This is a genomic window from Streptomyces sp. NPDC031049, from assembly GCF_055571015.1.
This window is the reverse complement of sequence record NZ_JBVIGC010000006.1, coordinates 387,275-413,181: the sequence shown is the minus strand read 5'-3', so window position 1 is coordinate 413,181 and position 25,907 is coordinate 387,275. Positions and strand designations below refer to the sequence as shown.

Annotated in this window: 20 protein-coding genes; 14 read left to right on the top strand and 6 right to left on the bottom strand. The window is 69.8% G+C overall.

Annotation, left to right across the window (positions count from 1 at the left end):
- Positions 1-154: 154 nt before the first annotated feature.
- Positions 155-832: a potassium channel family protein gene (locus ACZ45Q_RS13640; RefSeq protein WP_468259485.1), complete on the bottom strand. Its 678-nt coding sequence runs from the start codon at positions 830-832 to the stop codon at positions 155-157.
- The gene (locus tag ACZ45Q_RS13635; RefSeq protein ID WP_468259482.1) at positions 832-1,503 is read right to left on the bottom strand and encodes a potassium channel family protein; all 672 of its coding nucleotides are present in this window, start codon (positions 1,501-1,503) and stop codon (positions 832-834) included. The genes ACZ45Q_RS13640 and ACZ45Q_RS13635 overlap by 1 nt, the downstream gene beginning before the upstream one ends.
- Positions 1,504-2,202: 699 nt before the next feature.
- Between ACZ45Q_RS13635 and ACZ45Q_RS13630 the strand changes: the two genes are divergently transcribed.
- Positions 2,203-4,251 (top strand): APC family permease, encoded by a 2,049-nt coding sequence (locus ACZ45Q_RS13630; RefSeq protein ID WP_468259480.1) that lies wholly within the window; start codon positions 2,203-2,205, stop codon positions 4,249-4,251.
- 48 nt (positions 4,252-4,299) lie between these two features.
- Positions 4,300-5,640 (top strand): class I SAM-dependent RNA methyltransferase, encoded by a 1,341-nt coding sequence (locus ACZ45Q_RS13625; protein WP_468259477.1) that lies wholly within the window; start codon positions 4,300-4,302, stop codon positions 5,638-5,640.
- 307 nt (positions 5,641-5,947) lie between these two features.
- Here the strand turns inward: ACZ45Q_RS13625 and ACZ45Q_RS13620 are convergent, their stop codons facing one another.
- Complete coding sequence (locus tag ACZ45Q_RS13620) at positions 5,948-6,958, bottom strand: LacI family DNA-binding transcriptional regulator (protein ID WP_468259475.1); 1,011 nt, start codon at positions 6,956-6,958, stop codon at positions 5,948-5,950.
- Positions 6,959-7,548: 590 nt separating this feature from the next.
- On the opposite strand from ACZ45Q_RS13620, the gene ACZ45Q_RS13615 reads away from it, so the two are divergent.
- The 4 genes from ACZ45Q_RS13615 to ACZ45Q_RS13600 all read left to right on the top strand — a co-directional run bounded on the left by ACZ45Q_RS13615 (position 7,549) and on the right by ACZ45Q_RS13600 (position 11,191).
- The gene (locus ACZ45Q_RS13615; RefSeq protein WP_468259472.1) at positions 7,549-7,974 is read left to right on the top strand and encodes an ATP-binding protein; all 426 of its coding nucleotides are present in this window, start codon (positions 7,549-7,551) and stop codon (positions 7,972-7,974) included.
- A gap of 333 nt (positions 7,975-8,307) precedes the next feature.
- On the top strand, positions 8,308-9,327 hold the full coding sequence (locus ACZ45Q_RS13610; protein ID WP_468259470.1) for a substrate-binding domain-containing protein: 1,020 nt from the start codon (positions 8,308-8,310) through the stop codon (positions 9,325-9,327).
- Between the two features lie 3 nt (positions 9,328-9,330).
- Positions 9,331-10,335: an ABC transporter permease gene (locus ACZ45Q_RS13605; protein WP_468259467.1), complete on the top strand. Its 1,005-nt coding sequence runs from the start codon at positions 9,331-9,333 to the stop codon at positions 10,333-10,335.
- Between the two features lie 118 nt (positions 10,336-10,453).
- Positions 10,454-11,191 carry a nucleoside/nucleotide kinase family protein gene (locus ACZ45Q_RS13600; protein ID WP_468259465.1) on the top strand — a complete coding sequence of 246 codons (738 nt, stop codon included), beginning with the start codon at positions 10,454-10,456 and terminating at the stop codon, positions 11,189-11,191.
- Positions 11,192-11,225: 34 nt separating this feature from the next.
- Here ACZ45Q_RS13600 and ACZ45Q_RS13595 read toward each other — a convergent pair whose 3' ends face one another.
- Positions 11,226-12,254, bottom strand: coding sequence for a LacI family DNA-binding transcriptional regulator (locus tag ACZ45Q_RS13595; RefSeq protein WP_468259462.1), 1,029 nt, complete (start codon positions 12,252-12,254; stop codon positions 11,226-11,228).
- A gap of 308 nt (positions 12,255-12,562) precedes the next feature.
- Between ACZ45Q_RS13595 and ACZ45Q_RS13590 the strand changes: the two genes are divergently transcribed.
- On the top strand, positions 12,563-13,381 hold the full coding sequence (locus tag ACZ45Q_RS13590) for an ATP-binding cassette domain-containing protein (protein ID WP_468259519.1): 819 nt from the start codon (positions 12,563-12,565) through the stop codon (positions 13,379-13,381).
- Between the two features lie 38 nt (positions 13,382-13,419).
- On the opposite strand, the gene ACZ45Q_RS13585 is transcribed toward ACZ45Q_RS13590, so the two are convergent.
- Positions 13,420-14,604 (bottom strand): ROK family protein, encoded by a 1,185-nt coding sequence (locus ACZ45Q_RS13585; protein WP_468259460.1) that lies wholly within the window; start codon positions 14,602-14,604, stop codon positions 13,420-13,422.
- Positions 14,605-14,765: 161 nt separating this feature from the next.
- Positions 14,766-16,772 (bottom strand): phosphoenolpyruvate--protein phosphotransferase, encoded by a 2,007-nt coding sequence (ptsP, locus tag ACZ45Q_RS13580; protein WP_468259457.1) that lies wholly within the window; start codon positions 16,770-16,772, stop codon positions 14,766-14,768.
- A gap of 175 nt (positions 16,773-16,947) precedes the next feature.
- Between ptsP and ACZ45Q_RS13575 the strand changes: the two genes are divergently transcribed.
- The 7 genes from ACZ45Q_RS13575 to ACZ45Q_RS13545 all read left to right on the top strand — a co-directional run bounded on the left by ACZ45Q_RS13575 (position 16,948) and on the right by ACZ45Q_RS13545 (position 25,861).
- On the top strand, positions 16,948-17,424 hold the full coding sequence (locus ACZ45Q_RS13575; protein WP_468259454.1) for a PTS sugar transporter subunit IIA: 477 nt from the start codon (positions 16,948-16,950) through the stop codon (positions 17,422-17,424).
- The gene (locus tag ACZ45Q_RS13570; protein ID WP_468259451.1) at positions 17,421-17,702 is read left to right on the top strand and encodes a PTS sugar transporter subunit IIB; all 282 of its coding nucleotides are present in this window, start codon (positions 17,421-17,423) and stop codon (positions 17,700-17,702) included. Before ACZ45Q_RS13575 ends, ACZ45Q_RS13570 begins: the two co-directional genes overlap by 4 nt.
- Positions 17,703-17,786: 84 nt before the next feature.
- Positions 17,787-19,274 carry a PTS ascorbate transporter subunit IIC gene (locus tag ACZ45Q_RS13565; RefSeq protein WP_468259448.1) on the top strand — a complete coding sequence of 496 codons (1,488 nt, stop codon included), beginning with the start codon at positions 17,787-17,789 and terminating at the stop codon, positions 19,272-19,274.
- A gap of 109 nt (positions 19,275-19,383) precedes the next feature.
- On the top strand, positions 19,384-21,462 hold the full coding sequence (gene tkt, locus ACZ45Q_RS13560; protein WP_468259445.1) for a transketolase: 2,079 nt from the start codon (positions 19,384-19,386) through the stop codon (positions 21,460-21,462).
- Positions 21,463-21,493: 31 nt separating this feature from the next.
- Entirely contained in the window at positions 21,494-22,642 is a 1,149-nt protein-coding gene (gene tal / locus ACZ45Q_RS13555; protein WP_468259442.1) for a transaldolase, read from the top strand.
- A 414-nt stretch (positions 22,643-23,056) separates the two neighbouring features.
- Positions 23,057-24,583: a sugar porter family MFS transporter gene (locus tag ACZ45Q_RS13550; RefSeq protein ID WP_468259440.1), complete on the top strand. Its 1,527-nt coding sequence runs from the start codon at positions 23,057-23,059 to the stop codon at positions 24,581-24,583.
- Between the two features lie 552 nt (positions 24,584-25,135).
- Positions 25,136-25,861, top strand: coding sequence for a glycoside hydrolase family 11 protein (locus ACZ45Q_RS13545; RefSeq protein ID WP_468259437.1), 726 nt, complete (start codon positions 25,136-25,138; stop codon positions 25,859-25,861).
- Positions 25,862-25,907: the final 46 nt, after the last annotated feature.

Genomic DNA, 25,907 nt, shown 5'->3' with positions numbered 1-25,907 from the left:
AAGGAGGATGAGACCCGGTGAGGCCCACCGGGAGACACGCTCCCCGCTAGTAGACCCAACAATGCAAAGCCCCAGCCACCACAGGGGGGGGCCCCCCGAAACCCCCGGGCCCCCCCACCGTCGTACACCGCGTCATTACACGCGCCCGTGGCGCTCAGCCGCCGGCGGTGTCCCGGCGGGCCGACAGCAGGTCCTCCAGCTGCTCCTCACGGGCCTGTGCCGCGACGAACAGCAGCTCGTCACCCGCCTCCAGCGAGTCGTCCCGGGTCGGGGCCAGCACCCGGGTGCCGCGGATGATGGTGACCAGCGACGTGTCCTCGGGCCAGTCGACGTCACCGACCTGGGTGCCGGCCAGCGCCGACTCCTCCGGCAGGGTCAGCTCCACGAGGTTGGCGTCGCCGTGGCTGAAGCGCAGCAGCCGGACCAGATCGCCGACGCTCACCGCCTCCTCGACCAGGGCCGACATCAGACGCGGGGTGGAGACGGCGACGTCCACGCCCCAGGCCTCGTTGAACAGCCACTCGTTCTTGGGGTTGTTCACCCGGGCGACGACGCGCGGAACGCCGTACTCCGTCTTGGCCAGCAGCGAGACGACCAGGTTGACCTTGTCGTCGCCCGTCGCGGCGATCACCACGTTGCAGCGCTGGAGCGCCGCCTCGTCCAGCGACGTGATCTCGCAGGCGTCGGCGAGCAGCCACTCCGCCTGCGGGACGCGCTCCACCGAGATGGCGGTCGGCGCCTTGTCGATCAGCAGGACCTCGTGCCCGTTCTCCAGCAGCTCGCCCGCGATCGAGCGGCCGACCGCGCCGGCACCGGCAATGGCGACCCTCATCAGTGACCGCCCTCCTCTTCGGGACCCTTGGCGAACGCCGCCTCGACCTTGTCGACCTCGTCGACCCGCATCATGACGTGCACCAGGTCGCCCTCCTGCAACACCGTCTGCGAGGTCGGCAGGATCGCCTCCCCGAGCCGCGTCAGGAACGCCACCCGGACACCGGTCTCCTCCTGGAGCTGGCTGATCTTGTGGCCGACCCAGGACGTCGCCGTGTGCACCTCGGCGAGCTGGACGCCGCCCGTGGGATCGCGCCACAGTGGCTCGGCGCCCGAGGGCAGCAGCCTGCGCAGCATCTGGTCGGCCGTCCAGCGGACCGTCGCGACGGTGGGGATGCCCAGCCGCTGGTACACCTCCGCACGGCGGGGGTCGTAGATGCGGGCGGCCACGTTCTCCACACCGAACATCTCGCGGGCCACCCGCGCGGCGATGATATTGGAGTTGTCCCCGCTGGAGACGGCGGCGAAGGCGCCGGCCTCCTCGATCCCCGCTTCCCGCAGGGTGTCCTGGTCGAAGCCGATGCCGGTGACCCGGCGACCGCCGAACGAGGAGCCCAGGCGGCGGAAGGCGGTCGGGTCCTGGTCGATCACGGCGACCGTGTGACCCTGCTGCTCCAGGGTCTGGGCCAGCGCGGACCCCACTCGCCCGCAGCCCATGATGACAATATGCATCGCGTCACACCGCGCTTCCCACAGACCCGCTGACCTTCGTGAATCTCGTGCTCATGTCTCTCTCTCGGCTCGCCGGACAGCACGCCGCGGCCCCCTGTGCGGACCGCCAGGCACCATCATGCGCGCAATCGCCCGCCGTGGCCCCGGCCGGGGGCCGGGGCGCCGTCGCCGGCTGTCCGGATCCAACGTATCGGTAGGGGCCGGGGCCCGGCCGACGGCCCTGGCCGGACGCGCTCGGGGAGTCCGGACCGAAGCTCGGGGAGTCCGGACCGAAGACGGTCCCGGCGCCCCGCCGGTTCCCGCGCCGGGTGCCGGAAGCAGCGGGGGCGCGTCGGGCGCGCGGGCTCCCGCCCGTTCCCCGGCCCGGCCCGCAGGTCCCCGTCCGTTCCCCGGCCGGTCCTCAGCCTCCCGCCGACGACCGGCGGCGGCCGATGCTGCGGACGCTGGCGACGGTGAGGAACACGAGTCCGACGAGCGCGGCTGCGGCGCCGATCAGCTCTGCGGGCGCTGGCATGGGACCTCCGGGAGGAGCGGCGACGGCGGCGGTGCGCCCGGGTCTGGTCATATAGGCATGCGAACCCCACGACCTGCGGAATCCGCAGCCGCATCGCCCGGCGAATTCACCCGGAGAGCAGACCGGGGGCGGGCCTGGGGTGGCGGGTGGGCGACCGGCCGTTCGAAGGCTTACGATCCTCTGTTGTGTCCAAACTGACCGACGTGCCCAAACGGATTCTCATCGGGCGCGCTCTGCGCAGTGACCGGCTGGGCGAAACGCTCCTGCCGAAGCGCATCGCACTTCCCGTCTTCGCCTCCGACCCGCTGTCCTCCGTGGCGTACGCGCCCGGCGAGGTCCTGCTGGTCCTGTCCATCGCGGGCCTGTCGGCATACCACTTCAGCCCCTGGATCGCCGCCGCGGTCGTCGTGCTGATGTTCACCGTCGTCGCCTCCTACCGGCAGAACGTGCACGCCTACCCCAGCGGTGGCGGCGACTACGAGGTGGCGAACACCAACCTCGGCCCCAAGGCCGGCCTGACGGTGGCGAGCGCCCTGCTGGTCGACTACGTCCTGACCGTCGCGGTCTCCATCTCGTCCGGCATCGAGAACCTCGGCTCCGCGATCCCGTTCGTGGTCGAGCACAAGGTCCTCTGCGCGATCGCCGTGATCCTGCTGCTGACCCTGATGAACCTGCGCGGGGTGAAGGAGTCGGGCACGCTCTTCGCCATCCCGACGTACATCTTCGTCGCCGGTGTCTTCACCATGATCGCGTGGGGCGCGTTCCGCGCGGTCGTGCTGGGCGACGAGATGCGCGCCCCCACCTCGGACCTGGAGATCAAGCCCGAACACCAGGGCCTGGCGGGCTTCGCCCTGCTCTTCCTCCTGCTGCGGGCCTTCTCCTCCGGCTGCGCCGCGCTCACCGGCGTCGAGGCGATCTCCAACGGCGTCCCCGCCTTCCGCAAGCCCAAGTCCCGCAACGCCGGGACGACGCTGGCGCTGATGGGCCTGCTCGCGGTCACCATGTTCTGCGGCATCATCGGCCTGGCCATGGCCACCAACGTGCGCATGGCGGAGAACCCGGCCGTCGACCTGATCCGCGACGGCGTCCCCGTCGGCGGCGACTACGTCCAGCACCCGGTGATCTCCCAGGTCGCCGAGGCGGTCTTCGGCGACGGCAGCATCCTGTTCGTCCTGCTGGCCGCGGCCACCGCGCTGGTGCTCTTCCTCGCCGCGAACACCGCCTACAACGGCTTCCCGCTGCTCGGCTCCATCCTCGCCCAGGACCGCTATCTGCCGCGCCAGCTGCACACCCGCGGCGACCGCCTGGCCTTCTCCAACGGCATCGTGCTGCTGGCCGGCGCGGCCATACTGCTGGTGTGGGTCTACGGAGCGGACTCCACCCGCCTCATCCAGCTCTACATCGTCGGCGTGTTCGTCTCCTTCACGCTCAGCCAGACCGGCATGGTCCGGCACTGGAACCGGCATCTGCGCACCGAGAAGGACCGCGCCAGGCGCCGCCGGATGATCCGCTCCCGGGCCATCAACGCCTTCGGAGCCTTCTTCACCGGGCTGGTGCTGGTCGTCGTGCTGGTCACGAAGTTCACGCACGGCGCCTGGGTGGCGCTGCTGGGCATGTGCATCTTCTTCGCCACGATGACCGCGATCCGCCGCCACTACGACCGGGTGGCCGAGGAGATCGCGGCGCCCGAGGGCCCCAGCGACGACATGGTCCGTCCCTCCCGCGTCCACTCGGTGGTGCTGATCTCCAAGATCCACCGCCCGACCCTGCGCGCCCTCGCCTACGCCAAGCTGATGCGCTCGGACTCCCTGGAGGCGCTCAGCGTCAACGTCGACCCGGCGGAGACCAAGGCGCTGCGCGCGGAGTGGGAGCGGCGCGGGATCGACGTACCGCTGAAGATCCTGGACTCGCCGTACCGGGAGATCACGCGGCCGGTCATCGAGTACGTCAAGAGCCTGCGCAAGGAGTCCCCGCGCGACGTCGTCTCGGTGATCATCCCCGAGTACGTGGTCGGTCACTGGTACGAGCAGCTGCTGCACAACCAGAGCGCGCTCCGGCTGAAGGGCCGCCTGCTGTTCACGCCCGGTGTCATGGTGACCTCGGTCCCCTACCAGTTGCAGTCCTCCGAGGCGGCCAAGCGGCGGGCGCGCCGGCAGCAGGAGTGGAACGCACCCGGTGCGGTCCGCCGCGGACCGGCGCAGGAGCGGCCGAAGGAATCCTCGCAGTCGACGTAGACTGGACGGCTGTTGTCGATCGTCCCCCACCTTTGGAGTCACCCCGCCATGCAGGCAGAAGAGAAGAAGTCGCCGGCGGGATCGCTCGTGGGTGAGGAGTACGAGGTCGAGATCGGCCCCGTCGCCCACGGCGGCCACTGCATCGCCCGCACACCCGGGGGCCAAGTGCTGTTCGTCCGGCACACGCTGCCCGGCGAGCGGGTGGTGGCGCGGGTCACGGAGGGCGAGGAGGGCGCCCGCTTCCTGCGGGCCGACGCGGTGGAGATCCTCGAGGCGTCCAAGGACCGCATCGAGGCGCCCTGCCCCTTCTCCGGTCCCGGCCGCTGCGGCGGCTGCGACTGGCAGCACGCCAAGCCGGGCGCCCAGCGCCGGATGAAGGGCGAGGTCGTCGCCGAGCAGCTCCGGCGGCTCGCGGGCCTCACGCCCGAGGAGGCCGGCTGGGACGGCACCGTCGTGCCGGCCGAGGGCGACAAGCTGCCCGCCGGCCAGGTGCCGCAGTGGCGCACGCGGATGCAGTACGCGGTGACCGAGGACGGTCACGCCGGACTGCGCCGCCACCGCTCGCACGAGGTCGAGCCGATCGACCACTGCCTGATCGCCGCCGAGGGCGTCAGCGAGCTGGGCATCGAGAAGCGCGACTGGACGGGCATGGAGTCCGTGGAGGCGATCGCGGCGAGCGGCTCGCAGGACCGCCAGGTGATCCTGACCCCCCGGCCGGGCGCGAGGCTCCCGCTGGTCGAGCTGGACCGGCCGGTGTCGGTGATGCGGGTGGGGGAGAAGGACGGCGGCGTCCACCGCGTGCACGGCCGCCCCTTCGTCCGCGAGCGCGCGGACGGCCGTACGTACCGGGTGGGCGGCGGCGGATTCTGGCAGGTGCACCCGAAGGCCGCGGACACCCTCGTCACGGCGGTGATGCAGGGCCTGCTGCCCCGCAAGGGCGACATGTGCCTCGACCTGTACTGCGGCGCCGGCCTCTTCGCCGGCGCGCTGGCCGACCGGGTGGGCGAGCAGGGCGCGGTGCTCGGCATCGAGTCCGGCAAGCGCGCGGTCGAGGACGCCCGGCACAACCTCGCCGACTTCGACCGGGTCCGCATCGAGCAGGGCAAGGTCGACTCGGTCCTGCCGCGGACCGGCATCACGGAGGTCGACCTGATCGTCCTCGACCCGCCGAGGGCCGGCGCGGGCCGCGGCACCGTACAGCACCTGGCGTCGCTCGGCGCACGCCGGATCGCCTACGTGGCGTGCGACCCGGCGGCGCTGGCACGGGATCTGGGGTACTTCCGGGACGGGGGGTATCGGGTGCGGATGTTGCGGGTGTTCGATCTGTTTCCGATGACGCATCACGTGGAGTGCGTGGCGATTCTGGAGCCTGCGGGCAAGGGGATCTGACCTGCGGGGGTTCTTGGGATGCTCAGACTTGGCGTGGGCGTGCCTTCTCGATCTGTTTCCCGAAGTACGAACGCGACGCACGCACTGCCCTCGCTGAGTCCATCGTTCGCGACGCGCACGGAGGAATCGACGCGGTTCGGGCGGCCAGGGCGAAGGAGCGAGGAGGACGACCCGGGCGTCATCATGTAGACGCCCTGGTCACGCAGCGAGGCCAGGATGGCGCAGGCGTGGCGCATGGCAGGTACACCGGCAGCGCCCGTCACCTCGACCGGCGGTTGACCACCGCGCCGTGCTCCGGGCTTCGTGGTCAGGACGACGCCTCGCCGTCCTGCGCGGAGGCGCACCCGCATGAGTCGCGATGCTGGAATGTGGGCTGGATGAGCACCCGACGTGGAGGCAGGTCGGGGTGCGAGATCCTCGACAGCGCGAGCTCGAATGCCTGCTCGCCGATCATCAAAGTGGGCTGTGCGATGGCTGTCAGCCGTGGATGGAAGAGGTCTGACCACTCGAAGTCGTCGAAGGCGACCAGCGCCATGTCGTCGGGGACGCGCACGCCCACGGTACGCAACCCCCGCATCGTCCCGATGGTCATCTGGTTGTTGCCCACGACGATCGCTGTAGGGGGCTGGGGCAGGCTCAGTAGTTTGGCGATCGCTTGCTGGGCCGGCGCCGCCTGAGAGCCTCCGGAGACGAGGTACTCGTCCCGTCTGGGGATGCTGTTGCGTTCCAAGCCTCGCCTGTAGCCGCGGATACGCTCCTCCGTCGTAGCCAGCCCGGGGCGACCGGAGATCATCGCGATGCGGGTGTGGCCGATCTCTGCGAGGTGGTCGACGAGCCGGGCGGTGGACTCGATGTTCTCGACGCCGATCTGGTCGACCGCCTCCCTGACGAAGCGGTCGAGTACGGTCACGGGCAGGCCTGCCTGCCGCGTGTAACTCAACGTCCGTGCGGCATCGCCCGACGGGGCGAGGACGATCGCGCTGACCTTGCGTCTGAGCAACTCGCCCACGGCGCGCAGCTCGGTGTCCGCGTCATCGTGCGTTTCGGCCAGCAGCAGTGAGTAGCCTTCCTGGGTCGCCCGCCGATCCAGGCCGTGCACGACATCGGCGAAATAGGGGTTGGAGATCGCGGACATCGCCAACCCGATGGTGCCGAACTCCTCACGCTGCTGCCGCGCCAGCTTCTCCGGAACGTAGCCACACGCGGCCACTGCGTCGTGCACGAGGCGGGCGGTGTCCGGAGCTACCGCCCGGGTCCTGTTCAGCACGTGCGACACCGTCGAGATCGAGACGCCCGCCAGCTTGGCCACGTCGCTCATGGTGGCTGTCTGCCGTGGCCGTCTGCCTGCCATGGACGCATTCTAGCAAATTTTGCGCAAAGAGCCTCCCGGCTCGGCCTGGGATGCGCGCGTGCCCGCCCCGTCTCGCTGGTGGGGCTGTCTTTGGTGGTCCGTCCGTGGTCCAGCGCCTCAGATCGTCGAGTTCTCCGCGGGCCCGGAAGCTGCCGCTCCCGCGCGCGAGGAAAAGCTTTGCGCAAAGGCTTTACGGCGACTTGCGGGCCGCTGTAGCGTCCCAATGAGCCGCCAGGTAGGGGACGGGTGAGCAGGTCGCCACCGTGATCACGTGGATTCCCGGCCTGGCAGCCAACCGCTCTACGGCGGCTTCGGCATTCGGTTCGCACTTCATGCGCGCCAGGTCACGCGGTACTCACTCCGCAGCGGACACGTACCACACGCATTTCGGCTCGAACTCGGGAAACGCCATGCCTCTCATGACCAGCGGTCTGTCCTCACGTGCAGAGCCCGACGGCTCGCCGTCCGCTTCCCGGTACCAGACCGACGGGGTACGTCCGGCGGGGGCCGGCGGGCGCGCCGCTTGCACGCCCCCACGAGCGCACGCCGTCTGTTCCATGTCCGCGTCCAGTGAGGCCGTGCCGGCTCTGCGGGCCTTCGCTCGGGACACGGCGCGACGATGGGGGATCGCCGAGGAAGGCGTCTACACGTTGCGAGTGGCCGTCTCCGAGCTGGTGACGAACGCCGTTCTGCACAGTGGCAGCGCCGACGTCGAAGTAGCGATGCGTCTCCGTGGAACAACGGCGATCATCCAGGTGAAGGACAGCGGTACCTGGATGTCGCCCACGCCATCGACGAAGGTCCGGCATGAAGCAGACGAGATCCACGGGCGTGGGCTGAACATCGTTCGCGCGTACGCCATGAGGTGCACGGTCGAGTCCTCGGCGAGGGGTACGCAAGTCTGCGCCGAGATCGACGTCTCGGCGCCTGCACCGCAGTTCTTCGAGTTCGACGCGGAACTCGAGTCCATCGGCACTCTCTGACGAGGCGCCTCTTCCGTTTCGTCGACCGCGGTGACCGGGGCAGCCACAGGACTGGCGGAGCGTGAGGCGGGGCTCGAGCCGCTCGACGCGGCACGCCGTCTCCGGAGCGCGAGTCGGTCGAGCAACAGCGGGACAGCGCGCCCGCCCAGGGTGTCGCAAGGCTGCGCGAACACAGCCAGTGGCGGTCCAGCAGGTCCGCGCTCCCTGGCCCCCGGGTGGAGGGCGGCACGGCTTGCGCTGCGCAAAGCTTTGCGCAATAGCTGTACGCCGGTGATGTGGGGCGGTATCGTCACATTCGTCACGCCCGATTGCGGCGTAAACAGGAGGTACTCCATGTCCTGGAAGACGGTGCAGACCGGCTCCACAGCCCTGGTCCTGGCAGCCACGTGCGTGGCCATGAGCGCCGCCTGTACGTCCGAGAAGGTCGGCAGCGACTCCTCCGGCTCCTCCGGTGACGATGTCGCGATCGGACTGGTGACCAAGACCAACACCAACCCCTACTTCGTCGAACTCCGAGAGGCGGCCCTGGCCCAGGCCGACAAGCGCGGCGCCAGGCTGATCGCGCTCGCGGGCAAGTTCGACGGCGACAACCAAGGCCAGGTCGACGCCATCAACAACCTGGTCGCCCAGAACGTCAAGGGCATCCTGATCACGCCCAGCAGCTCCGAAGGCGTGCTCGGGGCCATCGCCGCCGCGCAGTCGAAGGGCATCCTGGTGATCGCTCTCGACACCGCTACCGACCCCGCCGACGCGGTCGACGCGACGTTCGCCACCGACAACAAGGCCGCTGGTGTCGCACAGGGCACCTACGTCCGCGCCGCTCTCGGCTCCGTGGACCCCAACGTACTTCTCCTGGACGGCACTCCGGGCTCCACCGTGGACGACCAGCGCCACACCGGCTTCCTCGAAGGCATGGGCCTCACCGAGAAGTCGCCGGAGATCAAGGGCTCGGCCGTCACCAACGGCGACCAGACCAAGGCCCAGACGGCGATGGAGAACCTGATCCAGCGCAACCCGGAAGTCAACGCCGTCTACACCATCAACGAGCCCGCCGCCGCGGGCGCCGCCAAGGCGCTGGCAGGAAAGGCGGGGGCCGGCGATGTCGTCATCGGCTCGATCGACGGTTCCTGCACCGGTGTGCGCAACGTCAGGGACGGCCGGTTCGCCGCGACGGTGATGCAGTTCCCGGCCAAGATGGCACAGATGGGCGTGGACGTTGTCGTCGAGTACGCCGACAACGGCACCGAGCCGTCCGGCTTCATCGACACCGGCTCCCAGCTCATCACCGACGACCCCGTGCCCGGCGTGCCCAGCAAGGACACCGCCTGGGGCCTGAAGAACTGCTGGGGGTGAGCCGTGACCGCCACCACCGCACAGGACCAGCACGTGGCGGCGCGCGGCCGCGCCCTGATGAAGTGGCTCGCCACCAGCGCGGCCGCGGGCCCCCTGCTCGCCCTCCTGGTCGCGATCACTGTCTTCGCCCTGACGACCGACACCTTCTTCACCGTCGACAACGGCTCGCTCATCGTCCAGCAGGTGCTGGTCGTCGGCACCCTGGCCATCGGGCAGACCTTGGTGATCCTCACGGCGGGCATCGACCTCGCCAATGCCGCCATCATGGTGCTCGGCACCCTGGCGATCGCCAGACTCGCCGCGGAGAGCGGAATGCCGCCCCTGGCCGCCCTGGTGATCGGTATCGCGCTCTGCACGCTGCTCGGCGGAGTGTCCGGCACCCTCGTCACCCGGCTGGCCCTGCCGCCGTTCATCGTCACCCTCGGCGTGCTCAGCGTGCTCACGGCCACCTCACAGCTCTACGCGAGCGGCCAGAGCTTCCCCGTCACGTCCTCGCTGCTGACCTGGCTGGGGGAGAAGAGCTACCTGTTCGGGCGGATCGAGGTCACGGTCGGTATGAGCGTGATGATCCTGCTGACCGCCGGCGTCTGGTTCGCCCTGACCCAGACCTCCTGGGGGCGCAACGTCTACGCCGTCGGCGACGACGCGGAGGCCGCCCGCCTCAGCGGCGTCGACACCAAGCGGGTCGTACTGAGCGTGTACCTGCTCGCGGGCTTCGTCTACGGCATCGCCGCCTGGCAGGCGCTGGGCCGGATCCCCAACGCCGACCCCAACGCCTTCCAACTGGGCAACCTGGAGAGCATCACGGCCGTCGTCATCGGCGGCACCAGCCTCTTCGGCGGGCGCGGCAGCATTCCGGGCACCATCCTGGGAGCCCTGGTGGTCACCGTCCTCGCCAACGGACTGACCCAGGCCGGCATCGACAGCCTCTACCAACAGGTGGCCACGGGCGTCCTCGTCATCGTCGCGGTCGCCGCGGACCGGTTGGTCCGGGGCCGGGCGACATGATCCAGCGCCCATACCCCCAGCGGGGCCGGGAGGTGCGGTGCGCCTCCCGGCCCCGCCCGCGCGACCAAGACCACGGGCTGAGCCCTTCCCCTTTCGCCTTCGTTCCTCTGGAGAACACATGAACAACGCCTTCACCGGCTCCGGCAACCCCGGCGAGATCGAGCCGATCTACCACGATCCCCCGCTTCCCGATCTCGCCGAGAGCGCCCTGCGGCTTATCGGCCCGCGCCGTGCCCTGCTCGGCATCGTCGGTGAGCCGGGAGCCGGGAAGTCCACCTTCGCCGAGCAACTGCTCGCGCGGATCGAGGCGGTGCGGCCCGGAATCGCCACGGCGGTGTCCATGGACGGATTCCATCTTGCCCAGAAGGTCATCGACGACATGGGAATGGCGCGGGACAAGGGGACCATCGAGACCTTCGACGGCCACGGCTTCGTCGCCATGCTGCGCCGCCTGCGGGACGAGACCGAGCACACGGTCTGGTGGCCGGACTTCAGCCGTGAGATCGAGGACCCGGTCGCGCAGTCGCTGGAGGTGGCGCCCCGGCACAGGCTGGTGATCGTGGACGGCAACTTCCTGCTGGCCACCCAGCCACCCTGGGGCCAGGTGCGCGGGCTGCTGACGGAGGCCTGGTTCCTGGACGCGGCACCGGAGGAGCGCCGCCAGCGCCTGATGAGCCGTTACGTCCGGTACGGCTTCAGTCCGCGCCACGCGCGGCTGAAGACCGAGGGCGTCGACGAGCGGACCAGCGCGCTGATCCGCCGTACCGCGCACTTCGCCGACCGGATCCTGAGCGAGCGGCACTCGGAAGCACCCCGGACCCGCACAGCCGGGGTGCCGTCGCACCACGGGTGCTGAGGGGCTGGTACGCGTGAACGCGAGTCGTGAAAGTTCAGTTCGCCCTGGCGGCGCAGCCGCACGACTCGCGGTGCTGGAAGGTCGGCTGGACCAGGACGCGGCGCGGTGCGATGCCGGGATCGGCGATCCTCGACAGGGCGAGCTCGAAGGCCTGTTCACCGATCAGCGAGATGGGCTGCGCGATCGCGGTCAGCCGGGGCCGGAACAGATCCGACCACTCGAAGTCGTCGAAGGAGACCAGCGCGATGTCGTCGGGCACCCGCACACCGGCCTCCCGCAGTCCGCGCATGGCGCCGATGGTCATCTGGTTGTTGCCGGCCACCACCGCGGTGGGCGGCTCGCCCAGGCCCAGCAGCCTGGTCATCGCCTGTTGCGCGGGAGCGGCCTGAGAGCCTCCGCTGACCAGATACTCCTCGCGCTCGGGGAGGGCGCGGCGGGACAGGCCGAGACGGTAGCCCTGAATGCGCTCGTCCGTGGTGGCGAGCCCGGGACGGCCGGAGATCATCGCGATCCGCGTGTGGCCGGTGTCGGCGAGATGATCGACCAGCCGGGCCGTCGACTCGACGTTCTCGACGCTGATCTGGTCGGTGTCGTACCGTACGGCCCGGTCGATGACCGTCACGGGGACCCCGGCCTGCCGCGCGTAGGCCAAGGTGCGCTCGGTGTTCCCGGAGGGGGCCAGGACTATGGCACTGACCTTGCGCCGCAACAGCTCGCTCACGGCGCGCAGTTCGCCGTCGGGGTCGTCGTGCGTCTCGGCCAGCAGCAGGGAGTACCCCTCCTTCGACGCGCGCCGGTCGAGGCCGTGCACGACATCGGCGAAGTAGGGGTTGGATATGGCGGACATCGCCAGGCCGATGATGCCGAAGCCCTCCTGCTGCTGCCGGGCGGCCTGCTCCGGCACATAGCCGCACGCGGCCACCGCGTCGTGCACCTGCCGGGCCGTGTCGGGGGCGACCGGCCGGGTCTTGTTCAGCACGTGGGAGACCGTGGAGACCGAGACACCCGCCAGCCGGGCCACATCGCTCATGGTTGCCGTCTGCCGCGGCCGTCTGCCTGCCATGCCGGGCATCGTAACAACCGTTGCGCAAAGGAAAGGAAGGCTGTCTCCGGCGCCACCCCCATGCTGCCCGGCTCCGGCGCCCTCCTGTCCGGCAAAGCTTTGCGCAAAAGATGTACAGAGGGTGCGGGGCGGAGTAGCGTCGGGGATCACCGAGGGTTTCGCCCGAGGCAGCGCGACGCATCCTGGGCCGGCACCGCAGGCGGTGCCGTCGACGGAGGTACGTAATGGACAGCAAGACGCCGGCCGGATCAGGCTCGCATTCCTCCCCGCCTCCTTCCGCGGTCGCGGAGGATGAGGCCGGGATCGTCATGCGGGCCGAGGGCCTGGTGAAGCGCTACGGAAACGTCGTGGCGATCCGGGAGTCGGACTTCGACATCCGTGGGGGCGAGGTCCTGGCCGTGGTCGGCGACAACGGGGCGGGCAAGTCCAGCCTCATCAAGGCACTGTCCGGCGCGCTCGTTCCGGACGCCGGAACCATGACGCTGCACGGGAAACCGGTGCACTTCCATTCCCCGCGCGACGCCCGAGTGATGGGCATCGAGACGGTGTACCAGACGCTTGCGCTGGCACCGCAGTTGGACATCGCGACCAACCTCTTCCTCGGACGGCCACGCCGCCGTCCCGGCGTTCTCGGCTCCTGGCTGCGGCTCCTCGATCACCGCGCGATGCGCGAGGAAGCGGCGGCCCAACTGGACGCGCTCGGCATCGCCACGCTCCAGGACATCGGCCAACTGGTCGGGTCACTGTCGGGCGGGCAGCGCCAAGCCGTGGCGGTGGCGCGCGCCGCCATGTTCGGTACCGAGATGATCATCATGGACGAGCCGACGGCGGCGCTCGGCGTCCGGGAGTCCGACCAGGTCCTGGAGCTGATCCGGAGGATCCGCGACCGAGGCATCCCCGTCATCCTGATCAGCCACGACATGCCCCAGGTCTTCGAAGTGGCCGATCGTATTCATGTGCACCGGCTCGGTCGCCGCACCGCCGTCGTGCGGCCCGGCGACGTCACGATGACGGACGTGGTCGGCCTGATGACCGGCGCTCTGAGCCAGGACGGGGACGGCCGCCTGTTCGAGACCGCGGTCTCCAAGAGCAGGCACGAAGGACCCGGCCCCGCCGCGCGGGACTGACGGGACCGGTCATGTCGGCACCTGCGGCCCCGCTCGCTTCAGCGGTTGCTGAGCTGGGCGTCGATCGCCTCGGGCGCGAGGAGCTGCTCGGAGGCGAGGGTTGCGGCGCCGACCAGACCGGCGTCACTGCCCAGGAGGCTGTGGGTGATCTGCAGATCGCGCGTGGCCAGCGGGTGGGAACCGGCGTAGACGGCCTCGCGTATGCCTGCCAGCAGGGTCTCGCGCGCCTCGGCGAGCGCCCCGCCGACGCTCACCACGGAGGGGTTCAGGACGCCGACGAGATCGGCGACCATACTGCCGATGACCCGACCTGCCTGACGCACCAGCCCGACCGCGTCGGGGTCGCCCTGTCGCGTGAGCGCGACGATGTCCGCTGCCGTGCGCGCCTCGCGGTCCATGCTCCGCAGGTCCCGGGCGATGGCCCAGCCGGCGGCCTCCGTCTCGAGGCATCCGACACTGCCGCACCGGCAGACTCTGCCGCCGCCGCGGTTGAGGTGCCCGATGTCCCCGGCCGCGCCGAGCGAGCCGCGGAAGAGCCGTCCGTCGAGGACCAGACCGCTGCCGACGCTCATCCCGGCGTCGACCATGAGCAGGTCGGGGGTGTCCGGCCACTGCTTGCGCTGTTCGCCCAGGGCCATGACATGGGCGCGGTTCTCCAGGTGGACCGGCACCTGCGCGAAGCGCTCCGCGAAGAACGCGCGCAGATCGAACTCGTGCCACTTGCCCAGCATGGTCGGGGAGTTGACGCGGCCCGTCGCCGTCTCGACGAGACCCGGCAGGGCGAGGGCGATGGCCTGCACCTCACCGGCCGCCTTGCCCGACCGCTCCAGTACGGCCGTGAAGTGCCGGTCCACCTCCCGCAGGACGTACTCCGGTCCGGATTCCATGTCCACCGGGCCGTCGGCCGACGCCAGGATCCCGGAGTCCAGGTCGGTCACCGCGACCCGGCAGTGGTCGAGCTGGAGGTCGGCGGCGAGGACGGTGCCGGAGCGGTGATTGAACTCGAACACCTCCGCCGGGCGTCCGACCGAGGCCGAACCGGGGCTGCCCGCGCCGTAGACGATGTAGCCCGCCTCCAGCAGTCCGGTCAGCCGGTTCTCGACGGTGGCTCGGGCCATGCCGGAGGCGCGGACGAGCTCGGAGCGAGTGCGCGCCCGCTTGTTGCGGATCATGTCCAGCAGGTGACCTGCCCCTGCCGCTGCTCGGCCGCTGCGAATCCCCATGCCAGTCATTATGCCAATCGTGTGAACTATTCGGTTCGGCAGTGGTGGGAAGTCGGGTTGTGATGAGGCCGGGCCGGTGCGGGGACGGGGGAACACGCACCGGCCCGGGGACGTGGGCCGGGCCGGGACGGGAGGTCGGCTCACCGCACCGGCCCGGGGCGTCAGGGGGCGACCGCCAATTGCGCGCCCAAGGCGGTCACCGCTTCGAGGGCGTCCTCGCCGCGCGCCTCGATCCGTACCCCGGTGCCGCAGTCCGCACCAAGGCCCAGCACGGCCAGCATGGCCTTGGCGCCGGCCTGTCTGCCCGCCACGTCGAGCGTGATCTCGGAGCCGAAGCGCTGCGCGGTCGCCACCAGCTGCGCGGCGGGGCGGGCGTGCAGGCCCTCGGGGTCGGCGACGGTCACGGTGAGGGCCCAGCCGTCGTCGCCCAGCGGCTCGGCGGTGAGCGGCGGGGCGGGCGTGGCGGACTCCAGGAGCGCGCGTACCGCGTCGGCGTCGTCGGCCTGGGCGGCCTGACCGGCGACCACCGTTGCCTCGGCGCCGCTCAGCGCGCCGATCGAGCGCGCGGCATCCGGCAGGCGGGCGGCGGTCATGGACAGTTCGTCGACGCCCAGACCGATCAACAGCGGCTGGATCGCGGGGTCGCTCGCGGCCTCGCCGCACACGCTGACCGTGATGCCGTGCGCGTGCGCCGCCGCGACGACCAGGCCGATCGCGTGCAGCAGGGCCGGCGTGTGCGCGTCGAGCAGATGGGTGACCCGGGAGTTGTCCCGGTCGGCGGCGACCAGGTACTGGAGCAGGTCGTTGGTGCCGATGGAGAAGAAGTCGGCCTCGCGCGCGAGCGCCGAGGCCGAGAGCACGGCGGCCGGGGTCTCGATCATGACGCCGAGCCGGACCGGGCCGTACTCCACCCCGTCCGCCGCCAACTCGGCCCGCACGTGGTCGAGATGGTCGCGTACGGCACCCAGTTCCGCGGTGCCGGAGATCATCGGCACACAGATCCACACCTCGCCGTGCGCGGCGGCGCGCAGGACCGCCCGCAGCTGGGTGCGCAGCACGTCGGGGGCGTCGAGCAGCAGCCGCACACCGCGGTGGCCGAGCATCGGGTTGGCCTCGGAGCTGGTCAGCGGCGGCAGTGGTTTGTCGCCGCCGACGTCGAGCAGGCGGATCGTCACACGCCCGCCGTCCAGGGCCTCGACGGCTCCGGCGTACGCGGCGAGCTGTTCCCGTTCGTCCGGCAGCCGGTCACCGGCGAGGAAGACGAACTCGGTGCGGAACAGGCCGACCGAGCGGGCCCCGCCGTGGTAGGCGCGGATGGCCTCGTCGGCGGATCCGATGTTCGCGGAGAGACGGACGCGGTGGCCGTCACCGGTGGTGGCGTGGGGCAGTGGATCGGATGCGTCGATCTGCCGGCTGCGGGCCGCCGCGGTGGCCCGTGCGACCTCCGCCGGGGAGGGGTCGCAGGTGACCGTGCCCTGGTCGCCGTCGACGAGAAGCTGTGCTCCGGCCCGTATCGCCTCCAGCCCGGACACCTGCACGACGGCGGGGATGCCGATGGAGCGGGCCAGGATCGTGGTGTGGGCCGTGGGTCCGCCGCCGGAGAGGACGAACGCGCGCAGCCGGGTGCGGTCCAGGCCGATGGTCTGCGACGGAGTGAGGTCCGTGGCCACGACGACGGCGTCGTGCGGGAGTTCGGGCTGCCCCGTCCGCCGGGCGACGCCGAGCACGGTGAGCAGGCGCAGGCGCAGATCATCCACATCGGTGGCCCGCTCGGCGATGCGCGCACTGCCGGAGGCACGCAGGTCGTCCGCCTGCGCGGTGAGCACGCGCTGTACGGCGGTGGGGGCGTCGACGAGCTGGTCGCGCACCGCTGCCGTCAGGGCCTCGCGCAGATCGGGGTCGGCCAGCATCGCCAGGTGCGCGGTGATGATGCCCTGCCCCTCGGCGCCGGGCTCGGCGGATCTGAGGGCTTCGAGCTCTTGGGCGGCGGTCCGAAGTCCGCTGTCCAGCCGGGCCAGTTGGCCGATCACCTGGTCCGCCTCGATACGGGTCTCCACCAGGTTCGCGTCCGGGGAATTCCACAGCACTGCCGTGCCGCCGGCGATGCCGGGGGAGGCCGCGATCCCGGTGAGCGGGGTCGCCGTGGCCGGTACGGAGGGTGTTGCCATCAACGGTCCTAGGGTCGGGCGGCCGGTCGCCGCGGTCGACTGAGTCTCAACCAGGTTTCAGTTCAAAGTCAACAGATTTATGTCTAGCGCTAGTCAGAATTCCTGTTTACGCTGCCGTCACCCGCCGCACACATCCGCGATCGGGTGTATCTCCCCAACCAGCAAGGTTCTCCTCATGTCCGACAAACTGTCCCTGCTGGGCCTTCTCCCCGAGCAATCAGTCCTCGTGAACGCCTCCGCGAGCGACTGGCGGACGGCGATCCGCCTCGCCGGCGAGGGGCTGATCCTGTCCGGTGCCGCCACCGCCGCCTACAGCGACGAGATGATCGCCACGGTCGAGGAACTGGGCCCGTACATCGTCATCGCCCCGGGACTGGCCCTGGCCCACTCCCGCCCCTCACCCGCGGTCCGCGCCACCGGACTGTCATGGGTGTCCCTGAAAGCCCCCGTGTGCTTCGGGCACCAGGACAACGACCCGGTCCGCCTGGTCGTGGGCCTCGCCGCGACCGACCACAGCCAGCACACCGCCGCGCTCGGCAGCCTCGCTCAACTGCTCAGCGCGCCCGAGCGGCTCGAGGAACTCGTCGCCGCCCCCGACGCCGCCACCGTGCGGCGCCTGATCAGCAACTTCGAACCGGAGGTCCAGTCATGAAGATTCTCACCGTCTGCGGCATGGGAGTCGGCAGCAGCATCATCCTGAAGATGAACGTCGAGAAGGCCCTGCGCAGCCTCGGCGTGACCGCCGACGTCGAGGTCGCCGACATCGGTACCGCCCGCGGCGCTGCCGCCAACGCGGACTTCGTGGTCACCTCCGGCGAACTCGCCCCTCAGCTGGGTGAAGTGCAGGCGAAGATCGTGGTCATCGACAACCTGGTGAACGTCGATCTCATCGCCAAGTCGCTCGACGCCGCCCTCCGCGAAGCGGGCTGACGGGCCGCACCGCCGCACCCCGCCCTCCCGTACCCCACGTTCCCCCTCCCCGCTCTCCCCGCCCCGCTCCGAGGAGCACCCCGCATGGACGTCATCGTCGGCATAGCCGAATTCATCGTCAACAACGTTCTCAACCAGCCGGCCTACCTGGTCGGAATCATCACCGCGGTCGGCCTGCTCGCCCTTCGCCGCAGCATCGGTCAGGTCATCGGCGGCGGCCTGAAGGCCGCGATGGGCTTCCTGATCCTCGGCGTCGGTGCCGCCACCGTCGTCAGCGCCCTGGAGCCGCTCGGCAAGCTCATCCTGGGAGCCACGGGCGCCCGCGGTGTCGTGCCCACCAACGAGGCCGTCGTCGCCCTGGCACAGGAGGAGTTCGGCGCACAGGTGGCCTGGGTGATGATCGCCGGATTCGTGGTGAGCATCCTGCTCGCCAGGTTCACCCCGCTGAAGTACGTGTTCCTGACGGGCCACCACACCTTCTTCATGGCCACCCTGATCACGGCCCTGCTCGCCATCGCCGAGCTGTCGGCGGTCTGGATGGTCGTCGTCGGCGCGGTCCTGCTCGGCACGATCATGGTCGTGATGCCCGCCTTCACCCAGCCCTGGACGCGCCGGGTCACCGGTGGTGAGGACGTGGCCCTCGGGCACTTCGGCTCGATCGGCTACATCGCGGCCGGCACGGTCGGCCGTGTGGTCGGCAAGCGCAGCAAGAGCACCGAGGACATGAAGTTCCCCGACGGGCTGAAGTTCCTCCGCGACTCGATGATCGCCACCGCGCTGTCCATGGTCCTCATCTACACCGTGTTCGCGGTGGTCATGCTCGGCCGGGTCGGCCAGAGGGAGGCGTTCGCCGTCATGGACGCCACCTCCGTCGGCGACTACATCATGGCCGGAGTCATGCAGGCGCTGCTGTTCGGCGTGGGCGTGGCCGTCATCCTCTTCGGCGTCCGCACCATCCTCGGCGAGCTCGTCCCGGCCTTCAACGGCATCGCCGCGAAGGTGGTCCCCGGCACCCTGCCCGCGCTCGACTGCCCGGTCGTCTTCCCCTACGCACCCAACGCGGTCCTGATCGGCTTCATCGCCAGCTTCACCGGCGGCCTGGCCAGCCTGGGGATCCTGATGGCGTTCGACGCGCCCATGGGTCTGGCGCTGATCCTGCCCGGCATGGTCCCGCACTTCTTCACCGGCGGCACCGCGGGTGTGTTCGGCAACGCCACCGGAGGGCGCCGGGGAGCCGTCGTCGGCGGCTTCGTCAACGGCGTGATCATCACGTTCCTGCCCGCCCTCCTGCTCAAGGTGCTCGGCTCGCTCGGCCTGGCCAACACCACTTTCGGCGACGCCGACTTCGGCTGGTTCGGACTCTCCGTCGGCTACGCGGTCAAGCTCGGTTCCGTGGGCGGCATCCTCGTGATCGCCCTCATCGTCCTCGTCCTGCTGGGCGGTGCCATCGCCTTCCAGCGCCTGGTGGTGGACCGCGGGTGGAACCCCGCCGCCGCGCGCGAGACCCACTTCGCCGAGCCCGGCAAGGACAAGGAGGACGCGGGCCCGCAGTCCGTGTCCGCCGCTCCCTGACCCGTACCTGTCCGACTGCCCACCGGAGCCCTCCGGTGGGCAGCGGGCGACCAGCCCGACGGCCGCACGCACCGCGCCAGTCGACCAACCGAAGGAGCCCTGACCCAGGGTGAGCACCAAGCCGACCACCACAGACCTCGAGTGGACCGAACTGGACCTCCGGGCCGTGGACACCGCCCGAGTCCTGGCCGCCGACGCCGTACAGAAGGTCGGCAACGGCCATCCCGGCACGGCGATGAGCCTCGCGCCCGTCGCATACACCCTCTTCCAGAAGGTGATGCGGCACGACCCCGCCGATCCGGGGTGGGCGGGCCGCGACCGGTTCGTCCTGTCCGCCGGACACTCGTCCCTGACCCTCTACGCACAGCTCTATCTCGGTGGTTTCGGCCTGGAGCTGGAGGACCTGAAGTCCTTCCGCACCTGGGGCTCGAAGACTCCGGGGCATCCGGAGCGCGGCCACACCCCCGGCGTGGAGACGACCACCGGTCCGCTGGGCCAGGGTGTCGCCAACGCGGTCGGCATGGCGATGGCCGCCCGTTACGAGCGCGGCCTGTTCGACCCGGAGGCCGCCCCCGGCGAGTCCCCGTTCGACCACTTCATCTACGTGATCGCTGGTGACGGCTGTCTGCAGGAGGGCGTCGCCGCGGAGGCGTCCTCGCTGGCCGGCCACCAGAAGCTCGGCAACCTGATCCTTTTGTGGGACGACAACCACATCTCGATCGAGGGCGACACCGAGACGGCTGTCTCCGAGGACGTCACCAAACGGTACGAGGCGTACGGCTGGCACGTGCAGCGCGTCGAGCCGCAGACCAGCGGCGACCTGGACCCCTCCGCCCTGTATGCGGCGATCCGGGCCGCGCAGGCGGAGAGGGAGCGACCGTCGTTCATCGCGATGCGCTCGATCATCGCCTGGCCCGCCCCGAACGCCCGGAACACCGAGGCGTCACATGGTTCGGCGTTGGGTGAGGAGGAGGTGGCGGCGACCAAGCGGGTTCTGGGCTTCGATCCCCAGCGGACCTTCGAGGTCGCCGAAGAGGTCCTCGCCCACACCCGCCGTGCCCTGGACCGGGGCACCGAGGCCCACGCCGCCTGGGACAAGCGCCTCGCCGAGTGGCGCACCGCCAACCCTGAGCGCGCCGAGCTGCTCGACCGTATCGTGGCCGGCAGGCTCCCGGAGGGCTGGGAGACGGCGGTCCCGGTGTTCGAGCCGGGCGAGTCGATCGCCACCCGCGCCGCCTCGGGGAGGGTGTTGCAGGCGCTGGGCCCGGTGATCCCCGAGCTGTGGGGCGGTTCCGCCGACCTGGCGGGGTCGAACAACACCACGATCGACAAGACCAGCTCCTTCCTCCCCAAGGGCAACCCCCTTCCCGAGGCCGACCCGTACGGGCGCACGATCCACTTCGGTATCCGCGAGTTCTCCATGGCCGCGGAGATGAACGGCATCGCGCTGCACGGCAACACCCGCGTCTACGGCGGCACCTTCCTGGTGTTCTCCGACTACATGCGCAACGCGGTCCGCATGTCCGCCCTGATGCAGCTGCCGGTGACGTACGTGTGGACGCACGACTCCGTCGGCCTGGGCGAGGACGGCCCCACCCACCAGCCGGTCGAGCACCTGGCCTCGCTGCGCGCCATCCCCGGCCTGAACGTCGTCCGTCCCGCGGATGCCAACGAGACCGCCGTCGCCTGGGCGGAGATCCTGCGCCGCCACGCGACCGGCCCCGCCCCGCACGGCCTCGCGCTGTCCCGTCAGGGCGTACCGACCTACGAGCGCAACGAGGATGCGGCCAAGGGCGGTTACGTTCTGCGCGACTCCTCCACCGAGGTCCCGGACGTCGTGCTCATCGCCACCGGTTCCGAGGTCCAGCTCGCGCTCGCCGCCCGCGAGCTGCTCGAAGCCGAGGGGCACGGCGTGCGCGTGGTGTCGATGCCGTGCGTGGAGTGGTTCGAGGAGCAGGACCAGGCATACCGGGACGGCGTCCTGCTGCCTTCCGTCAGGGCACGTGTCGCCGTGGAGGCCGGTATCGGGCTCACCTGGCACAGGTTCGTCGGAGACGCGGGACGCATCGTCGCCCTCGAACACTTCGGCGCCTCCGCCGACGGCAACTTCCTCCTGCGCGAGTACGGCTTCACGCCGCAGGCCGTGATGGCTGCCGCGCGGGACTCACTCGGCGCGGCAGCACGCTGACGCCCATGCACACGATTCCTGGAGCCCCTCTATGACCGACGCACTCAAGCGCCTCTCCGACGAAGGTGTCGCGATCTGGCTGGACGACCTGTCGCGGCAGCGGATCACGTCGGGCAGCCTGGCCGCACTCGTCGACCAGCAGCATGTGGTCGGTGTGACCACGAACCCGTCCATCTTCCAGAAGGCGATATCCGAAGGCCGCGGCTACGAGTCGCAGTTGAGCGACCTCGCCGCGCGTGGCGTGACCGTGGACGAGGCGATCCGCATGATCACGACGGTGGACGTCAGGGCGGCCGCCGACATTCTGCGGCCGACCTTCGACGCCACGCAGGGGCGGGACGGCAGGGTGTCGATCGAGGTCGACCCGCGGTTCGCCCACGACACCCGCGCGACGATCGCCGAGGCCCAGCAGCTCGCCTGGCTCGTCGACCGCCCCAACACGCTGATCAAGATCCCTGCCACCAAGGCGGGTCTGCCGGCCATCAGCGAGGTGATCGGCCACGGCATCAGTGTCAACGTCACGCTCATCTTCTCCCTCGAGCGCTACCGCGAGGTCATGGCGGCCTACCAGGCGGGCCTGGAGAAGGCCAGGGCCAAGGGCCTCGACCTTTCCCTGATCCACTCCGTCGCGTCCTTCTTCGTCTCGCGCTTGGACACCGAGATCGACCGTCGCCTCGGCGACCTCGGCACGGACGAGGCCGCAGCCCTCAAAGGCCGGTCCGCCCTGGCCAACGCCCGCCTGGCGTACCAGACGTACGAGGAGGTCTTCTCCTCGGAGCGCTGGAGCAGGCTGGAGAAGGCGGGCGCCAACCAGCAGCGTCCGCTGTGGGCGTCGACCGGGGTGAAGGACCCGGCGTACAAGGACACCGTGTACGTCGACGAGCTGGTGGCCCCGAACACGGTGAACACCATGCCGGAGGCCACCCTCCAGGCCGTGGCCGACCACGGGGCGGTCACCGGCGACACCGTGCGCGGCAGGTACGAGGATTCCCGCGCGGTGCTCGATGCCATCGGCAAGCTCGGCATTGCGTACGACGACGTCGTTCAGGTCCTCGAGGACGAGGGCGTCGAGAAGTTCGCGGCGTCGTGGAACGACCTGCTGGCCTCGACCGAGACGGAACTGCGGCGCCGGTCCGGTCGCGACGTCGGTGCGGTACGAGGAGGGCGTCCGGGGGGCTGAGCGTTTCGCCGGCACCTTCCTGACCGCTGTCCGAGCAAGGACCGGCAGCACGCATGGGGGCGTGCTGCCGGTCCTTCTTCGCGCAGCGACGTGGTGATCGGCGTGGCGCTGTGCCGAACAGAAAAGGGATCGCAAGAAAAGGTTGCGCAAAGCATTGCGCACGCGTGGGTGATGTCGGATGCTCTAGGCGTCCACTCGTGGGTGCGGCCGGCTCGCACCCCCCTCCGTGTGGTGGCGGGCTGCGGGTCTCCTGGTGCCGCGCTCGTCGCACGTCTCGTCGAGGCCCTGGCTTTTCCGTCTGGGCTGTAACTCCTGGACCACAGGGGGCCCTGTCCGCCTGAATCCCTCAGTTCAGCCGCCCGAAGCCGAGCTTCCGATCGGCCACTTGCCGGCAGGCCGGTACGAGCGGCAGGGGTGCTCGACCGTGCCGAGACGGCCGCAGCCCCAGACGATCACCATCCGGGAAAGGAAAACGACGCATCCATGCAACTCGCTACAGATGCCACCACGCAGTCGTCCAAGGGCAGAGCCACGACATCGTCGATGATCGCGATCGCCTTGATCGCCGCCATGTCCGGTCTCCTCTTCGGTTACGACACCGGAATCATCGCGACGGCGCTTCCCGGAATCAGCGACTCCTATCACCTCGTCTCTGAGGGCGACAAGCAGGTCATCACCTCCGCGCTGTTGCTCGGCGCCGTGTTCAGTGCACCGTTCACCAGCTACCTGTGTGATCGGTTCGGCCGCAAACCGATGCTTCTGCTGATCGCCGCACTCTTCATCGTGTCGACCGTGGTCTGTGCCATACGGACCACTCCCGCCGTCCTCACCGTGGCCCGCTTCTTCCTGGGTCTGGCCATAGGCGCGGCGAGCGGCGCGGCCCCCATCTACATCTCGGAGATGGCACCGGCGGAGCGACGGGGTCGGTTCGTCGTGCTCTTCCAGCTCATGATCATGGTCGGGATCGTCTGTGCCCACTTCACCGGCTACTTCGTCGGGCACCAGGCGTGGCAGTGGCTGATCGGTTTCGGCGCGCTTCCCGCGGTCGTGATGCTGGTCGGGGTGACGCTCCTGCCTGAGAGCCCGCGCTGGCTGTACGCGCACGGCATGGTCGAGAAGGCGCGGGCGGTGCTGCTGAGGCTGCGTGGTGACCGCGAGCTGGTCGAACGTGAACTCGGCGGAATGGCGGAGGCCGTTGCCGACGAACGGCAGGCGAATGCGGGCACTTGGAGGGAGTTCTTCTCGGCGCGTGTGCGTCCCGCGGTGGTCCTCGGTGGCGGTGTGGCCATGTTCTCGCAGATCACGGGTAACAACGCGCTCGTCTACTACATGCCCACGGTCTTCCATGACCTGGGCTTCTCGGAGGACGCCTCGGTGCTCATGCCGGCATTCGGCGCAGTCGGCGTCATGATGATGACATTCGTCGGCAGCCATCTCGTGGACATCGTCGGCAGGCGCAAGTACCTGCTGGTCATGGTCCCCGTCTCGATCCTGTCCTTCATCGTGATCGCGCTCCTGCTGGGCCAGGGGAGTGATGCCACCCAGGGCTGGCAGCTCTACGCGATCTTCGGTGCCGTGATTCTCTACATGGTCGCCAACAACGGGGCGTTCGGAGTGACGATCTGGCTGATCAACGCAGAGGTCTATCCGATGAAGTTGCGAGGCAAGGGTGGCGCCTTCGGTGCCTTCAGCCACTGGTTCTTCGACTTCATCATCGCTGCCACCACGCTTACGCTCTTCCAGGTCCTCGGCGCGGCAGGCCCGTTCTGGCTTTTCACGGGCATCTCGGTGGTGTCCCTGGCATTTGTCTACTTCCTCCTGCCGGAGACCAAGGGCAAGTCTCTCGAGCAGATCGAGCAGGAGCTCAATCAGGGCCGCTTCTACCAGTTCCAGCGCCGCGGCCGACGACCGGTGGGATCGAGCACCGACACAGCTGTCTGAGGTCGGGTTTTTCCAGCGGTGAGGGGACGGATGTGCCCGCCGGGCATGCGGGCGGGCGCGGGGGTCCAGCGCGTTGCTCAGTCACGGTGTGCGTTTCATCGGCGTCCTGTGCCACCAACCGCTGCGGCCCGTGGGACAAGTGAGGCAGGAATGAGCCTGACAGCACCATGGGGCGTGTGCCTGTAGCCCCGCCGCGCTTCGAAAGTTTCGAAGGTTGCGTAGGTGCTTGCGTTACTTCTCTTCGTCTCTGCGCTCCACGCGTCGTGACGACTGGCATGAGAAGGAGCTTGACCAGCCCAGACGTGTCTGCAACGACCCCGCCTGGACGCGGAATTGTTTCCGAAAGAATGTCGAAAGCGTTGACAGGGTCATGGCGCTCTACGAAAACTGTGGCCACTGAGCGGCAGGAGACCGCCGTTCCCCTCGTGTCAGGTGACCGGGGATGGCGGGCGGTCGTTGCGGCACGACGACGGGTGACCTCCGCCGTGTTCCATGCAAGGCCGCGGGCGGCAGAAGCCGCCCGCCCCCCACCAGCCTTCATCGGGAGGACGCATGCACCAGGACGGCACGCGAAAGGACCAGATCCAGCAGAACCCCGCCCCCTTCAGCGGCTTGAGCCGGCGAGGCTTCCTCGGCGGCGCCGGGACCGTCGCACTCGCCACCGCGTCCGGTCTGCTGCTGCCCGGCAGTGCCCACGCCGCCACCACCATCACCACCAACCAGACCGGCTGGGACGGCATGTACTACTCGTTCTGGACCGACGGTGGCGGCTCCGTCTCCATGACGCTCAACGGCGGCGGCAGCTACAGCACCCGGTGGACCAACTGCGGCAACTTCGTCGCCGGCAAGGGCTGGAACACCGGCGGGCGCAGGACGGTCCGCTACACCGGCTGGTTCAACCCCTCGGGCAACGGCTACGGCTGCCTCTACGGCTGGACGTCGAACCCGCTGGTGGAGTACTACATCGTCGACAACTGGGGCAGCTACCGGCCCACCGGCGAGTACCGGGGCACCGTCCACAGTGACGGCGGCACGTACGACATCTACAAGACGACCCGGTACAACGCCCCCTCCGTCGAGGGCACCCGCACCTTCGATCAGTACTGGAGCGTCCGGCAGTCGAAGGTGACCAGTGGCTCCGGCACCATCACCACCGGCAACCACTTCGACGCCTGGGCGCGCGCAGGCATGAACATGGGCCAGTTCAGGTACTACATGATCATGGCCACCGAGGGTTACCAGAGCAGCGGAAGCTCGACCATCACGGTCAGCGGCTGACCGCCGACCGGCGAACGAGCGGTCGCGGGCTCCGCCCTGGTGGCGG